At 41.0% G+C, this 15518-nt stretch carries 11 protein-coding genes; 5 read left to right on the forward strand and 6 right to left on the reverse strand.

Annotation, left to right across the window (positions count from 1 at the left end; all coding sequences use genetic code 11):
* Positions 1-25: 25 nt before the first annotated feature.
* Positions 26-1690, forward strand: coding sequence for an asparagine synthase B (gene asnB, locus L641_RS0102020; protein WP_024600983.1), 1665 nt, complete (start codon positions 26-28; stop codon positions 1688-1690).
* 799 nt (positions 1691-2489) lie between these two features.
* On the forward strand, positions 2490-4070 hold the full coding sequence (locus tag L641_RS0102025) for a BCCT family transporter (protein WP_013464887.1): 1581 nt from the start codon (positions 2490-2492) through the stop codon (positions 4068-4070).
* A gap of 78 nt (positions 4071-4148) precedes the next feature.
* On the opposite strand, the gene L641_RS0102030 is transcribed toward L641_RS0102025, so the two are convergent.
* From L641_RS0102030 to L641_RS0102045, 4 genes are all read right to left on the reverse strand, one after another.
* The gene (locus L641_RS0102030; protein ID WP_016899938.1) at positions 4149-4850 is read right to left on the reverse strand and encodes a 3'-5' exonuclease; all 702 of its coding nucleotides are present in this window, start codon (positions 4848-4850) and stop codon (positions 4149-4151) included.
* 3 nt (positions 4851-4853) lie between these two features.
* On the reverse strand, positions 4854-6749 hold the full coding sequence (locus tag L641_RS0102035; protein WP_016899937.1) for a putative nucleotidyltransferase substrate binding domain-containing protein: 1896 nt from the start codon (positions 6747-6749) through the stop codon (positions 4854-4856).
* 86 nt (positions 6750-6835) lie between these two features.
* The gene (locus L641_RS0102040; protein WP_024600984.1) at positions 6836-9916 is read right to left on the reverse strand and encodes an efflux RND transporter permease subunit; all 3081 of its coding nucleotides are present in this window, start codon (positions 9914-9916) and stop codon (positions 6836-6838) included.
* A 2-nt stretch (positions 9917-9918) separates the two neighbouring features.
* Complete coding sequence (locus L641_RS0102045) at positions 9919-10935, reverse strand: efflux RND transporter periplasmic adaptor subunit (RefSeq protein WP_016899935.1); 1017 nt, start codon at positions 10933-10935, stop codon at positions 9919-9921.
* Positions 10936-11156: 221 nt separating this feature from the next.
* Between L641_RS0102045 and L641_RS0102050 the strand changes: the two genes are divergently transcribed.
* The gene (locus L641_RS0102050; RefSeq protein WP_016899934.1) at positions 11157-11594 is read left to right on the forward strand and encodes a hypothetical protein; all 438 of its coding nucleotides are present in this window, start codon (positions 11157-11159) and stop codon (positions 11592-11594) included.
* Positions 11595-11653: 59 nt separating this feature from the next.
* On the opposite strand, the gene L641_RS0102055 is transcribed toward L641_RS0102050, so the two are convergent.
* Positions 11654-12661 (reverse strand): rhodanese-related sulfurtransferase, encoded by a 1008-nt coding sequence (locus tag L641_RS0102055; protein WP_024600985.1) that lies wholly within the window; start codon positions 12659-12661, stop codon positions 11654-11656.
* A gap of 205 nt (positions 12662-12866) precedes the next feature.
* Between L641_RS0102055 and L641_RS0102060 the strand changes: the two genes are divergently transcribed.
* Both L641_RS0102060 and L641_RS0102065 read left to right on the forward strand, forming a co-directional pair.
* Complete coding sequence (locus L641_RS0102060) at positions 12867-14189, forward strand: DEAD/DEAH box helicase (RefSeq protein WP_008114733.1); 1323 nt, start codon at positions 12867-12869, stop codon at positions 14187-14189.
* Between the two features lie 2 nt (positions 14190-14191).
* Positions 14192-15022 (forward strand): S1-like domain-containing RNA-binding protein, encoded by an 831-nt coding sequence (locus tag L641_RS0102065; protein WP_010389931.1) that lies wholly within the window; start codon positions 14192-14194, stop codon positions 15020-15022.
* A 55-nt stretch (positions 15023-15077) separates the two neighbouring features.
* Here L641_RS0102065 and L641_RS0102070 read toward each other — a convergent pair whose 3' ends face one another.
* Positions 15078-15452: a hypothetical protein gene (locus L641_RS0102070; protein ID WP_016899933.1), complete on the reverse strand. Its 375-nt coding sequence runs from the start codon at positions 15450-15452 to the stop codon at positions 15078-15080.
* Positions 15453-15518: the final 66 nt, after the last annotated feature.

The following is a 15518-nucleotide window of genomic DNA, read 5'->3' on the forward strand; positions in this document are numbered from 1 at the left end:
CACTTAATAGGAATGAGGAAAAATTATGTGTTCAATATTCGGCGTACTCGATATTAAATCGGATCCCAGCCAGTTACGCGCTCAGGCAATCGAAATGTCCAAACTGCTTCGCCACCGCGGGCCTGATTGGTCTGGTGTGTATTCATCTGATAAAGCAATTTTAGTGCATGAGCGCTTAGCCATTGTTGGCGTATCAAGCGGTGCTCAACCCCTTTACAACCCAGAAAAAACCCATATTTTAGCGGTTAATGGCGAAATTTATAACCACAAAGAGCTGGCCGCTAATTTAGAGGTCGACTTTGATTTTCAAACCCAGTCAGATTGTGAAGTGATTTTAGCCCTGTATAAACAAAAAGGGCCGGCATTTTTAGATGACTTAAATGGTATTTTTGCTTTTTGTTTATATGACGAAGAGCAAGACGCGTACTTAATTGGTCGCGATCACATTGGTATTATTCCACTGTACACAGGTCACGATGAGCACGGTAACTTTTATGTAGCGTCAGAGCTCAAAGCGCTGTCACCTATTTGTAAGCACATTGAAGAGTTTCCGCCGGGGCATTACCTTTACAGCAAAGACGGCAAATTAACCTCTTACTATCAACGTGATTGGCAACGCTATGACGCCGTTAAAAACAACGATGCCAAGGCAGAAGATGTAAAAGATGCTCTAGAAGCCGCGGTAAAACGCCAGCTTATGTGTGACGTACCTTACGGTGTATTACTATCAGGTGGATTAGATTCGTCTGTTATTTCAGCTATTACTCAACATTTTGCTGCAAAACGTATTGAAGACAACGACGAAAGTGACGCTTGGTGGCCTAAACTGCACTCGTTTTCAGTGGGTTTAGAGGGCTCTCCCGATTTAGCAGCAGCGCAAAAAGTGGCTGATATGATAGGTACTATTCACCACCCTATTATTTTTACTATTCAACAAGGTATTGATGCACTTAAAGAAGTGATTTATCACATTGAAACCTACGATGTAACCACTATTCGTGCATCAACCCCTATGTACTTAATGGCGCGTCAAATTAAAGCCATGGGTATAAAAATGGTGCTCTCAGGTGAAGGTGCAGATGAATTATTTGGCGGTTATTTATATTTTCATAAAGCGCCTAATGCACAAGAATTTCATGAAGAGCTGAACCGTAAAGTTTCAAAGCTCCATATGTTTGACTGTTTACGTGCCAATAAATCAATGGCGGCTTGGGGTGTTGAAGCACGCGTACCATTTTTAGATAAAGAGTTTGTTGATGTGGCAATGCGCATTAACCCTGAAGCTAAAATGTGTAAAGACGGCAAAATTGAAAAACACATTTTACGTGCAGGCTTTGACGGCTACCTCCCAGATGAAGTGTTATGGCGTCAAAAAGAGCAATTCTCTGATGGCGTTGGCTACAGCTGGATAGATACCTTAAAAGAATTTGTTAATGAGCAAGTAACGGATCAAGAATTGGCGAATGCCAAATTTAAATACCCAATTAACACGCCAGACTCTAAAGAAGCGTATTTTTACCGCAGTATTTTTGAGTCGCACTTCCCAGGCGATGCCTCGGCTAAGTGTGTACCACATGGTAAATCAGTTGCGTGTTCAACCCCAGAAGCACTCGCATGGGATGCATCATTTCAAAATAATGCCGACCCATCAGGGCGCGCCGCGGGCGTTCATAACGAAGCGTACAAATGAAAATTTAACCATCCTAAGCTGCAGTGTTAAAGCTGCAGCTTTTTTTGGTGTCTTTGTGCGTAATTTTCTTAAAATGCTTATTGCACTGAGAGAAGTGAATGAGAAGAAAATGAGAAAGTAAAAGCCATTCTGCCTCATCATTTTTGTTTAATTATGTGGCTTTGTTACTTCTCTAAAAGCGCAGCGTCTCTTTACCCTCTTCGTGAGTTAAGCTGTTAAGACTCAAAATAAATGAGAAAGCAAATTAGTTTAAACTGCAAAATAAGTATGCCACCTTTTTATAAAAACTACTTTAACATCGCTATTTTCATTGCTGATTCTATTAACCTCCCCTTGGCTAAAAATCCAAAGCTATAAAAATGTAATTAAAAAGTCATAAAAAAGCCCATTTAACAAATTACTCTTAGTTTTAAAAATCAGAGTACGCTTTTAGCGTATCAAATTAAGTGATTTATCTGTTTATACGCCCTATTAATATGAATATTCATTAACTTAGCTTTTGCATTCATTGCTATTTACGACTATAAAATAAAGTGCTAACGCGTTAGTTTTCATTTTCTTAGCGACCAGACATGTACAATAAAAAGACAAAGTCAGCTCAAAATTTTAGCAAAGTGTTAATTCTTTCGTATTTAATATTTAACTCCCCTAGCAGTAAAGGTATGATGGGCAATTAAATTAGTTAGTCTTCTAATTATTCGTGTTGTTAGCTTTGGCAAAGAATCTAATAAGACGAATACAGTGAACTATAAAAAACTGGCATTAAGCCAGCCTGTTTCATTAACCAATGAGGTATTGCATGAGCGAGAATCATGACAAGTACAGTATTGACAATACGGACTACACCGTAGGTCAAGACAACGTGCAAAAATGGGGGTTTGATATACATAACCCTGTATTCGGAATAAGTGCAGGGTTAATAGCGCTGTTTTTAATTGCCGTATTAGTATCTGATGCCGAAGTTGCTAAAACAACGCTAGATGGTATTAAAACCGATATTATTAATAATTTTGACGGCCTGTTTATGTGGGCTGCTAACTTCTTTGTTATTTTTTGTTTAGTTTTAATTTTTTCGCCTTACGGCAATATCCGTTTAGGCGGCGACGATGCTAAACCATCTCACTCTCGTATTTCTTGGCTGGCAATGTTATTTGCAGCAGGTATGGGTATTGGCTTAATGTTTTGGGGAGTTGCTGAACCGGTGGCTTATTACACCGGCTGGTATGAAACACCGCTTAATGTGGCTGCCAACACCCCAGAAGCAGCAAAGCTTGCAATGGGCGCAACTATGTTCCACTGGGGTCTTCATCCTTGGGCCATTTATGCGGTTGTCGCGCTTTCTTTAGCGTTTTTCACATACAATAAAGGCTTACCGCTTTCTATACGCTCAATTTTTTACCCTATTTTAGGTGATAAAGCATGGGGCTGGCCGGGGCATATAATCGATATTTTAGCTGTGCTTGCGACCTTATTTGGTTTGGCAACGTCTTTAGGATTAGGTGCTCAACAAGCTTCAGCGGGTATTAACCACGTATTTGGCCTTGAAGGTGGCGTAGGTTCACAAATTCTGGTTATTACAGGGGTGACGTTATTAGCCATTGTCTCAGTTATTCGAGGCATTGATGGTGGCGTTAAGCTACTAAGTAACGTCAATATGCTTATTGCTTTAGTGCTACTGGTATTTGTATGTTTAGTTGGTTTTGCTGTATCTATGGGTAATATACCAAACACGGTAATGGGCTATGTAGAAAACATTATTCCGTTAAGTAACCCACATGGTCGTGAAGATGAAACATGGATGCATGGATGGACAGTATTTTATTGGGCTTGGTGGATTTCGTGGTCACCGTTTGTAGGTATGTTTATTGCCCGTGTTTCACGTGGTCGTACAATTCGTGAGTTTTTAACCGCTGTACTACTTATTCCTACAGCAGTCACTATCTTATGGATGTCTATTTATGGCGGCATCGCAATTGACCAAGTAGTTAATGGAATTGGTGCCCTAGGAACTGACGGTTTAACAAGTGTGCCTATGGCGATGTTCCAAATGCTTGATGAAATGCCAATGGCGAACGTTTTATCTTTCATTGCTATTGTTTTAGTACTGGTATTCTTTATTACTTCTTCTGATTCAGGGTCACTTGTAATCGATTCAATCACAGCAGGTGGTAAGATTGATGCGCCGGTACCACAGCGTATTTTTTGGGCGTCTGTTGAGGGTGCTATCGCTGCTGCATTACTTTGGATTGGTGGCACTCAAGCGATTGAAGCACTGCAAGCGGGGGCTATATCAACCGGTCTGCCATTTACCATTGTATTGTTATTGATGTGTGTAAGCTTAATTTTAGGTTTACGAACTGAGCCTCGCCCAGTTAAATAACACAACACATTCCATAATAAAAAAGCCGCAAATTGCGGCTTTTTTTGTGCTCTATTTTTAACAGTAATGCTTCAATAGCTAAAGCCAAATTTCACTCACTGGCGTGTCTGATCTATAGTGGTAACTCAGCTGCGCTTGCAGCAGCTCGGCAGTGGCTAGTGCATCAGTAAGCGCATTATGGTTTTGATACAGTGGCAATGAATAACGCTCCCGTGTATCACTTAACCTAAGTGATCCTAGCTTTGAATTAAACAGCCTGCCTAATAACCCCTGCCGCGCTTTAAGCGCCCGCCTTTCTATTTCCATCGTATCAACTAGTGCAAACTCAATGCCCTCTTTTATACGCATAAGTAGCGCGTTATAAAAAAAATGACGTTCTATTGCAGCATAATGTACCACCACCACTTTGCCTTTAAGGGCATCAAGCAGTGGCGCTAAAATTCGATTAAGATCAGGGGCTTCATCCACTTCTGAATGAGTAATTCCATGAATAACTATTGACTCTTCACTTAAATCTCGTCGTGGTTGCACCACCCAGTGACGGCTCTCTTTACAATAAATACGATTCACATTAAAAGGCACCAGCCCCACACTAACAATATCATCGCTATTCGCATCAAGGCCGGTTGTTTCAAAGTCGAGCGCCACAAAAGGGACATCTTTAATTGGAGCAGCCTGATTGGTAAACGCTTGTTGATAAAAGTCTTTAAGTAACGGGTTTTGCGCAGTTTGCAATAACTGCTCGTAGCGCTGTGACCAATCTAACGGTGATTTAGCCATAACTTATTTCACACCCGGGTGCGCAGAATAGCTAAATTTTAAAAAGCTTTGCGCTTTTTCTAAAATAGCAAAGGCTTCTTTTAAATTACTTTGCTCAAAGGGTGAAAGTAAATGGGGGTCTAGATCGTTATCTGGGGCTTCACCCTGCTCTATTTGCCACGCCTGATGACGAATACGTACTGTGGCAATATACTCAAACGCATCACGTAAATCTTGTGCTTTACCTTTAGGCAGTAAATTTGCCTCTATAATATCTTCTAAGCGCTCAAAGGAGTTTTGTTTACGTGAGCCAACCGCTAAGGCGTGCACGCGCACCACATCAGATAGCGGCGCCGTACCACGGCGTTTTAAGTTCATTGACCGCTTATGCTGGCCATTATGCTCAAGCACAAAACCGTTAAAGAATCCTAATGGCGGCGTTCTATTGCGGGCATTGGCAGCAAGGTTCGCTAAAAAGCGTTTGTTTACTTTGCTTTCTTTGGCCACCAGCGTTTTAAGCTCATCGGCCCATTTTAGCTTGCCCCATACACCATCTAAGTCAAAAAATATCGAACTATTAAGCAGTGCTTGCGGTTTCGGCTCGGCCATCCAACTAGCAAATTTTTCTTTCCATTGTGTACGGGTCATACGCCATTTTTTAAACGACGCCATAATTTCACCGTCACAATAGGTATAGCCACATTTAGCTAAACCATCACACACAAAATCTGATAGGTTTTGAAAATACTCATCGTGCAGTGCTTCATCAAAACTATTATCCAAAATGAGAGCATTATCTTGATCAGTCACAATTAGCTGCTCGTCGCGGGCCATTGAGCCTAAGGCTATAAAACAATAAGGAATAGGCGGCTCGCCAAATTTTTCTTCGGCCAGTGCTAACAAACGCTGTTTAAAGGTACGGCCTATGACCGCCATAGCGGTTCCTATCATATGCGAATTTGCATCTTCATTAACCATACGTACAAATACATTAGGTAATTGGCGCGCGTAATGAACTAAGTCATCAACTGATTGCTGCGCTAAAATACCGCGTACTAACAGTAAGCTACTTTGTGATTCATAACGTAAAATGTCAGACAGCGATATTACCCCAATAGGCCGTTTTTTATGTACCACAGGTAAATGATGTAAGTTATCTCTTAGCATGGCTAATACGGCTTCAAACACATAGGCGTTGCTATCAAGTAGTACTAAGCTTGATGTCATTACTTCTTTGGCGGGTGTATCATATGTTAACCCTTGGGCAACCACCTTAGTGCGAATATCTCTGTCGGTTATGATCCCAACAACTTGACCGTCGTCTTCTTCTGGGTCGTCGCTTATTTGTTTTTCTATGTCGGTAACTAACACTGAAGAGACCGATTCTTGCGTCATTAAAAATGCGACGTCTTGAATAGCAGTTTGCATTGTTACTGTGACCACATCACGGTGTAATAATGACTTCACTTTCGCGGTGGTTAAATCATTGCTGTCGGCTTGCTCTACAATGGCTTGGTGCAAACGTACGTTACCATCCACTTCAAAAAAATCGGCAAAGGTTTCGTATTTATCACAATATTCGTTGAAGGTATTAACGTTAATACAATAGGTTAAGGTGTCTTCTAGGGCTCGAGCCGGAAAGCGCACTTTGCGGTTCATCAATAGGCCCATTTGGCCAAAAATGCCGCCTGTGGCTAAACGATTATAGAGCTCGCCATTACGACGTGAAATTTCAACCGAGCCACTACGAATAATATATAAGTCACTAATATCTTGGCCTAAATGTAAAATATCAGTTTGCGCACGAAAATAAGCAACTTCAATTTGCATTGCTAGTTCGTTTAGTGCCTCGCTCTCAAGCGTATCAAAGGGGGGGTGTTCAACTAAAAATTGGGCTATTTCAACTTGCTCGGCCTGCATGGGTGATCCTTGTGGCTTTAATCTAGTTGAATTGTGGGCTTAATTGGCTATTTTTTCAAAGAAAAATAGCCAATTAGCGTAATTAGTTAGTCAAGTTGCTCCAGCTCTTGGGCTAATTGCTTTGACTCATCGCCACGAGGACTGGTAAAGCGGGCTAATCCTAAATAAATCACCGGTGTTAAGTAAAGCGTAAACAATACTGCTAACGCAAGTCCACCAAATACCACCCAACCAATGGCATTACGTGCTTCTGCTCCGGCACCTGTTGACATAATGAGGGGTAACGCACCGAGTAAGGTCGATATTAAGGTCATGGTGATTGGTCTTAAACGTACCAATGCAGCTCGTTCAACCGCTTTTCGAACACTCAGCCCCTGATCTCTTAATTGATCAGCAAACTCGACCAATAAAATTGCATTTTTAGCGATTAACCCAATTAACATCACTAGGCCTATTTGCGAGTAAATATTCAGTGAGGTACCGGTTAAATACAGCGCTAGAATGGCCGATGTAATCCCAAATGGTACAGTGATCATTACCACGATTGCACTGTTAACATTTTCAAATTGCGCCGCAAGTACTAAAAACACAATTAAAAATGCCAATACGTAGGTCATTAATACTTCGTTGGAGGTTTCTTCAAATGTCAGTGCTTCCCCTTTAAATGCAAGAGTAATACCTGCTGGTAATGATTGCTCAGACACTTGCTTTATTTGTTCCACTAAGGTGGCAATTGTTAAGCCCTCAGGCAGCTCCATACTGAGCTCTATGGCACGGCGCTGAGCATGACGCTCAAGCTCGGCAGCAACCCCTTCCTCTGAAATGTTAGCGACACTACTGAGCGGCACCAATTGATTATTACGAGCTCTAATAAACAAGTTTGCTAAATCACTTGGGTCGTTAATAGTTTGATTTTGTGCCTGTAGCATAATAGGAATAGATTGATCGCCAATGTTTAAATCAGCGATATCGTCACCATTAATAGCGGCTCTTAATGTAATTGCGATATCACTTAAAGACACGCCAAGTTCTTCTGCGCGTCGTCTGTCAATATTAACACGCAATTGCGGCTGCGATGGCTGATACGATACTCTTACCGGCGCAGCTTCTGGCACGGCTTTTTCAAGATCAGCTGAGAACTGCTGTGCAGCCTTAAATATTTCAAGATAATCTTGTCCAAGTAAAGCGATTTCTATGCCGCCACCTTGGCCACGTAAATTTAAGCTATTTGCCCCACCAGGGTAAGCTGGTGCGCCTGGGATGTTGCCTAAAGGCTGGCGAATTTTATTAATAATTTCTTGTTGGCTAAAGTTACGTTCATCCCAATGCTTTAATGGCACAGTAATAAACACAATATTGGGATCCCATTGCCCAACCACAGTGTAAATAGACTCAATTTCACCACTTTCAACGAAAGGCAATAAGGTATCTTCCATTTTAATGGCTTGTCTATCCATAAAGTTTAAGCCTACGCCATCAGGTCCGCGGGCAAATATTCTAATTTTACCGCGATCTTCAGTAGGGAGCAGTTCGTTATCTAAACTCATATACAAAGCACCCGAACCGCCTGCAACTAATAAACAAACAATAAAGGTAACCCACGCATGATCCAGTACTTTATGAATTGTTTTGGTATAAATATTGGCAAGCACGTTACCAAATTTCGCAAAGGGGTGAAAACCACCTTGCTTAAGCTTTAGTTTTGAGGTGAGCGCCGGTACTAACGATAAAGCAACAAAGCTAGATATAATTACCGCACCAGCTAGTACGCCACCAAACTCCCTAAATAAACGCCCTGCTGTAGAGGGTAAAAATGCGATGGGTACAAACACAGCCGCTAATACTGCAGTGGTGGCAATAACGGCAAAAAATACTTCGCGGGTACCAACAACCGCTGCGGCACGCCTTCCAAGGCCTAACCCTCGCTGGCGTTGAATGTTTTCACTCACTACAATTGCATCATCAACAATTAATCCTGTCGCTAATACCAGTGCTAATAAGGTTAAAATATTAATTGAAAACCCAAGTGCCCATATCAGTGCTAATGAACCTATAAGCGCAACAGGAATGGCAAATGCTGGGACTAATGTTGCACGCCATGAGCCAATAAACACCCACAAGGTGATGATCACTAGCAGTACCGTCAGTACCAATGAGTTAATCACTTCATCTACTGAGCTTCTAATAAACTGCGCGTCATCTGATGTTAGCGTAAACTCCATCTCAGGAAAGCGCTCCCGCATCCCCTCTATAAGGTTGAGTACTTCATCAGAAATTTCGATGGTGTTGGACTGTGCTTGGCGAATAATTTCCATACCAATAACAGGTTTACCATTAAGTCTTACCATAGAGCGCGGATCGGCCGGACCAAAGTACACGGCAGCAATATCGCTAATACGAGTATCGCCCTGAATTATAATGTCGCCCACCTGTGCGGGGGTAACAGACGTTGCATCAGCGCGCACTATTATTTGCTGATCGTTTGATTTTAAACTCCCTGCAGGCACATCAAAGGGGGCTTGCCTGAGTACATCGGCGACATCTGGAATCGTTAAATTAAAACTGCTGAGCTTTAATGGATCAATGCGAACCCTGAGCACACGTTCTCTATCGCCGTTTAATCGTACGTCGGCAACGCCAGGAATAGTTAAAAACTGCGGCGCTAAGTCAACATCAACCCGCTCTGTTAATGCCTCTAACGATAAACTTTCGCTTGATACTGTTAATGAAACCACCGCTTCAGCGTCGTTATCAGCCTTAATAATAGAAACGCGCTCTACCTCTTCAGGGAGCTCTCTTTGCACTCGAGCAACTGACTCACGCGTTTCATTCGCAGCGTCGTCAAGGTTAACACCCGGTCTAAATTCAACCACAATGCGTGAATTACCTTCTTCACTTTGTGCACGAATCGATTTAACACCGCTCACGCGGGCCACGGCACCTTCAAGTTTACTGGTAACTTCGGTATCAACGGTTTCAGGTGAACCACCAGGGAACGAGGCTGATACAGTAATACGGGGTCTGTCTACATCTGGAAGCTCTCGAACTTCTACGCCTGCTATGGCGGCAATTCCGGCAATAATAATCAGTAAATTCAGTACCACAATAAGCACTGGGCGGCGAATAGCCATTGATGGCAAGTCTTGCATCATAGGTTGCTGTTTCATGGCTACTCCTGCGTATTAGCGATTGGCGCTGAGAAGCTTAGCTCTTGGTTAGCTCGTAAGCGTTGTACGCCCTCTACCACTAAGTTATCTTGTTCTTTTAAAGCCCCCGAAACTAATAAACGACCTGCAAGGCGCTGTTCAATTTTAACATCAATTCGAGTGGCTTTTTTATCAACACTTGTCCATACGTAAGGGCCTGTTGCTCCCCACAGTAATGCCGCCTCAGGTACAGCAGCAAAACGTTGCCCTTCTACTTCAATATGAACACGAAAACTCATGCCAGGTAAGAACTTTTGCTGCGGGTTTTCAAGCTGCGCTTTTACACGTAAGGTGCGGGTTTGTGGGTCTATTCGTGAATCTAGATAAGCAATTTTTGCGTTTACAGCATTTTGTGACTGCCAAGGGAATACTTTTACATTGCCTTTATTGCGCAGCATATAAACGGCCGATTCTGGGGCGTTAAAATTTATATATAAAGCACGCGTATCATCAATACTTGCAATCGCCGTTTGGGGAGTAATTCTGTCACCCACTTCAACGTCGGTAAGTCCCATAGTGCCGTTAAAAGGCGCACGAACTTGGCGGTCTTCAAATTCTGTTTCTGCTTGGGTAAGGGTCACTTTTGCTAATTCAACAACTGTTTTTGCATCATCCACATCACTTTGTGGCACAGCCCCTTTTGCTTGGCTTTGCTTTAAACGTGCGAGGGTTCTTTGGGTGTCAGCAAGTTTTATTTTTGCCTCTTCAAGTGCCGCTTTTTGTCTTCGTGAATCAAGTTCAAGTAACACATCACCGGCCTTTACGCTATCACCCGGTTTAAAATGGACCGCCGTTACTTTATCGCCCACAGCCGGATATAAAATAACCGAATGAATTGCTTCGGCGTTACCGACAGCCTGAACTTGCTCTTTAGCACGTTCCATCGCTACCTGCTCCACCACGACATTGGCACTCTTTACAGATAAACTTAACGACATTAAAGAAAAAAACACGCTGGTAAAAAGAATTCGCGATTTCAAAGGGTGACCCTAATTAATTATTATTTCCATTATGTTACGCAGTTTAACAGCTCTATGATCAATAAATAGCTAAGTACGATAAATTAGCAAAACAATAAGCTGAAATTAAGCATGCTAGCCACTCTTACATATTTTTACAGCTGCATACAAAATCCACACATATTTAAATTACATTTATGACTATGATTTAGCTCATCAATATTTTTAATAAAGGCACATTTATGAAAAAGAGTTTAATTATGGTGATCTTACTATCAGGCTGTGCATCACCAGGGATTGATCGGGCAGATCAAAATCAAGTTGTTAAACGTTATTATGCGTCTGTTGAATCAATACAAAAAGTAACACTCTCCTCAGAAGTGGGAACTGGAATAGCTGCTGGTGCGGGGTTTGGCTTTGTAGATAGCTTAGATGGCAATAAAGAAGAAATGATTGGCGGCGCCATTGTTGGTGGATTAGTCGGTGGATTATTTACTGCTTTATTTGAAGGGGGCAACACCGCGTATCAGTATAATCTATATGCTGCTGATGAAGGTAAATTTACCGTTATTCAAAAGAAAAAGCTCGATAAAAACACAAAATGTGTGCTCGTCAATGCTGCCAACAAGGTCACGCTCTCTACTACAGATACAAGCAATTGTGAAAAGAGTATAAAATAAAAAACCTCAGTTAAAACTGAGGTTTTTTTATTAATAACGTACAAACAAAAAAGTACCGCTTATTTATTTCGCTGTGCTTCTTTTTGCGCTTTTTTAGCTTCTTTACGTTGTTGTAAAACAGCTTGTGCTTCGTTACCAATGTGGCCTTCACCGCGCGCTTGAGCAAGCTCTATTTGCTTTTGGCGCTCTGCAAAGCGAGCGCGTTGTTCATCGGTTACATTGTCAATACAGTGGTGACAAGACACCCCTTCCATGTATTCTGGCTTTTGCTTTTCTTCTTCTGTGATAGGCATGCGACATGCATGACACTGATCGTATGAGCCTTTTTGTAAGTCATGATTTACCGCTACACGGTTATCAAATACAAAACACTCGCCTTCCCACATGGTTTCTTCTTTTGGCACTTCTTCTAGGTATTTTAATATGCCGCCTTCAAGGTGGTAAACCTCATCAAAACCTTGCTCTTTCATATAGGCTGTTGATTTTTCACAGCGAATACCACCAGTACAAAACATGGCTACTTTTTTATGTTTTGATGGGTCTAGGTTTTCTTTGGCCCACTGAGGAAATTCACGGAACGTTTTAGTGTTTGGGTCTACTGCGTTTTGAAACGTACCAATTTCAATTTCGTAATCATTACGGGTATCAACAAGGATCACCTCTGGATCAGAAATAAGGGCATTCCATTCATGTGGCTTAACATAACTGCCCACTACTTTTAATGGGTCTACGCCTTCAACACCCATAGTCACAATTTCTTTTTTCAGCTTAACTTTTGTGCGATAAAACGGGCATTCGTCATCAAATGATTCTTTGGTAACAATGTTGTCTAAATTTGGTTGGGTGTCTAACCACGCAAGTAAATTATCTATGCCTTCACGTTTTGCAGAGACAGTACCGTTAATCCCCTCTGCAGCAATTAATAAAGTGCCTCGTACTTCGTTTTGCTCCATTACATTAAGTAAAGGTTGGCGAAGTGCTTCAAAATCCGGCAGAGAAACAAATTTATACAGAGCGCATACAACAAAGTGTTCGCTGGTTACATTATCTTTATGGACAGTAGTCATGGTATTCCTATTTTGCTTTTAAAACCCGCAAGGGGCGTTTACCGAATCGTAAATCCGGCGCATATGGGGCGCGTATTTTACGCTTTTTTTATTTAAATGCAAAAAAATGGATGATAATGCGCTTTTTACTGTTAGCGCAGTAGCTCAGTGGGCTATAATGCGCGGATAAATTTATACAGACTTGCTCATATTGGAGAAACATACATTGCACTTTACTGATCTTGGGATTGATACTCGCCTAGAAACACAATTAGCGCACCAAGGGATCACCCAGCCTACCGATATTCAAGCTCATGCTGTGCCAACGGCACTGGCGGGACATGACATTTTCGCTCAGTCAAAAACTGGGTCAGGCAAAACTTTAGCGTTTTTATTACCGGCTGTGCAGCGTGTAATGAAACAAAAAGCACTCAGTAAACGTGATCCTCGTGTACTTATTGTTGCTCCAACTCGTGAGCTTGCGACCCAAGTTTTTACTCAACTTCGATTACTTATTGCCGGTACCAACATAAAGGCCGTTAAAATCCTCGGTGGCGAAAATTTTAACGACCAAATTAAAGCACTGCGTAACGACCCTCACTTTGTGGTCGCCACACCTGGGCGTTTAGCCGATCATTTAAAGCAACGTTCATTACAATTAAGTGGCCTAGAGTTACTTATATTTGATGAAGCTGACCGTATTTTAGATTTAGGTTTTACCGATCAACTTAAACTAATTAATGAACTAGCCGATCATCGTCTTCGTCAAACTTTATTGTTTTCGGCGACATTAGATCATGCTCAAGTTGATGCGTTATCGCGTAATTTATTAAAAAAACCAAAACAAATTATGCTCAGTGCAGCCAATGAGCAACACAGTGATATTAAACAAACACTGTATTTAGCTGACCATCTTGATCATAAAGAAGCACTGCTTGAGCACTTTTTAAACCAAGATAACGTCGGCCAGTGCATTATATTTACTGCCACACGGGCTGATACCAGCCGTTTAAGTGAATCATTAAATAGTAAAGGCTTTAAATCTGTCGCATTAGCTGGGGATTTAACTCAAAGTAAGCGCCTTGATATTATGGATGCGTTTAGCCGTGAAAACTTTAAAATATTAATTACTACAGATGTTGCTTCGCGCGGTTTAGATTTACTCAGTGTTACCCATGTTATTAACTTTGATTTACCAAAACACGCAGAAGAATACGTTCATCGTATTGGTAGAACTGGTCGTGCTGGTTTTAAAGGTAACGCATTATCACTTGTGGGCCCTAAAGATTGGACAAGTTACTTGGCAATAAAATCATTTTTAAATGATGAATTATCGTTTGCTGCTGTTGAGGGTTTAAAAGCGAAATTTAAAGGTATTAAAGAGAAAAAAGTAGCGCCAATTAAACCGACTAAAAAAGCAGTGACCGCTAATAAGCCACAGCCAAAACGAAAAGCAAAACCGAAAAAGCCAGCGGCCCCAATTAAAGCACCTCTTAATATTGATGGTGATACCCCGATGCGTCGTAAAAAAAAGCCTGAGCAGGAATAATTATGAGTTACCTAGGAACCACCCAAACCCTTTTTGTTAAAGAAGTCAGCAACGAAGGTGCCTATTTAGATGGGCATGACTTAGGTGAAGTTTTTTTACCTAAACATGAAATAAAACATGAGCTTGAAGCCGGCGACAGCATCAGCGTATTCACATTTTTAGATAATGCAAACCTGCCAACAGCCACAACTAAAAAGCCGCATGCTCAAGTGGGTGAATATGCCCTACTGCGTGTAAAAGAAATAAACAGCATAGGCGCATTTTTAGATTGGGGCTTAGAAAAAGACGTACTCGCACCGTTTAATGAACAAAAACCACGTATGCAAGAAGGCTACTCATATTTAGTGCGTTTATATCTTGATAACGCCAGTCAGCGTATTTGTGCCTCAACTAACTTTAACCGTTTTTTATCAAAAGATGAGCCTCAGTATAGTCACTTACAAGAAGTTGACTTAATTGTTGCAGGCAAAACTGATATTGGTTACAAGGTGCTTATTGAAGAATCCCATTTTGGCGTCGTGTTTTACAACATGGTGTTTAAAAACCTGTTTGTTGGTCAAAAGCTAAAAGGATTTATTCAAAAAGTACGTGAAGACGGAAAAATTGACGTCATACTTGAAAAACCAGGCATGGGTAAAGTAAGCGAGCTTGGTGAAAAAATAATGGAAAAACTAAAAGATGAAGGTGGCATATTAGCCATAGGCGATAAGTCTGAACCTGAATTAATTAAAAAAGTGTTTTCGACCAGCAAAGCAAATTACAAAAAAGCCATTGGCGGTTTATTTAAACAAGGCTTAATTGATATTGAAGCTAAGTCTATTCGTTTAAAATAATTAAATAAAAAGCCACTTAAGTTTTAAACCTAAGTGGCTTTTTAGTATCTGAAATTTATAACCTAATATTTTTATAAGGTAAGGTACAGCGAGAATATTCATTTGAGTATTCAATTAATTCTTTTTTAGAATCTAGATTTAACGGCGCTAGCCTAAAAACTTTTTCTGTACACTCATTTTGCATTTCATCATGTGTCGCAACACAGTCTCTGCTGCTAACATCTATTCCTGCTAACACACCTTCATTGGTGTAACACAGATGCTGGGCATAATTTTGAGCAATTTTTTTAAACTTGAATAAATCAACGGGGTAACCAGATACCAAGTCAGTAACGTTTGAAACATCATCATACATTTTAGTTGAAAAAACATATTTATTAACAGCAAAGCCACTAATGATAATTACAACTAAAAATATTATTATACGCAAAGCAAATCCCTCACTGCACACCCATAATTTAAATGTAGCACAAAGAAAAGCAGTTGTAAGGAACTG

This window comes from Pseudoalteromonas sp. TB41 (assembly GCF_000497975.1).
GTDB lineage: Bacteria > Pseudomonadota > Gammaproteobacteria > Enterobacterales > Alteromonadaceae > Pseudoalteromonas > Pseudoalteromonas tetraodonis.

Excerpts from the sequence above, each read along its gene's own strand:
- L641_RS0102050 (WP_016899934.1), top strand. The coding sequence starts at position 11,157 with ATGAAAAAGAGTTTAATTATGGTGATCTTACTATCAGGCTGTGCATCA.
- L641_RS0102055 (WP_024600985.1), bottom strand. The coding sequence starts at position 12,661 with ATGACTACTGTCCATAAAGATAATGTAACCAGCGAACACTTTGTTGTA.
- L641_RS0102030 (WP_016899938.1), bottom strand. The coding sequence starts at position 4,850 with ATGGCTAAATCACCGTTAGATTGGTCACAGCGCTACGAGCAGTTATTG.
- L641_RS0102065 (WP_010389931.1), top strand. The coding sequence starts at position 14,192 with ATGAGTTACCTAGGAACCACCCAAACCCTTTTTGTTAAAGAAGTCAGC.
- asnB (WP_024600983.1), top strand. The coding sequence starts at position 26 with ATGTGTTCAATATTCGGCGTACTCGATATTAAATCGGATCCCAGCCAG.
- L641_RS0102025 (WP_013464887.1), top strand. The coding sequence starts at position 2,490 with ATGAGCGAGAATCATGACAAGTACAGTATTGACAATACGGACTACACC.
- L641_RS0102035 (WP_016899937.1), bottom strand. The coding sequence starts at position 6,749 with ATGCAGGCCGAGCAAGTTGAAATAGCCCAATTTTTAGTTGAACACCCC.
- L641_RS0102040 (WP_024600984.1), bottom strand. The coding sequence starts at position 9,916 with ATGAAACAGCAACCTATGATGCAAGACTTGCCATCAATGGCTATTCGC.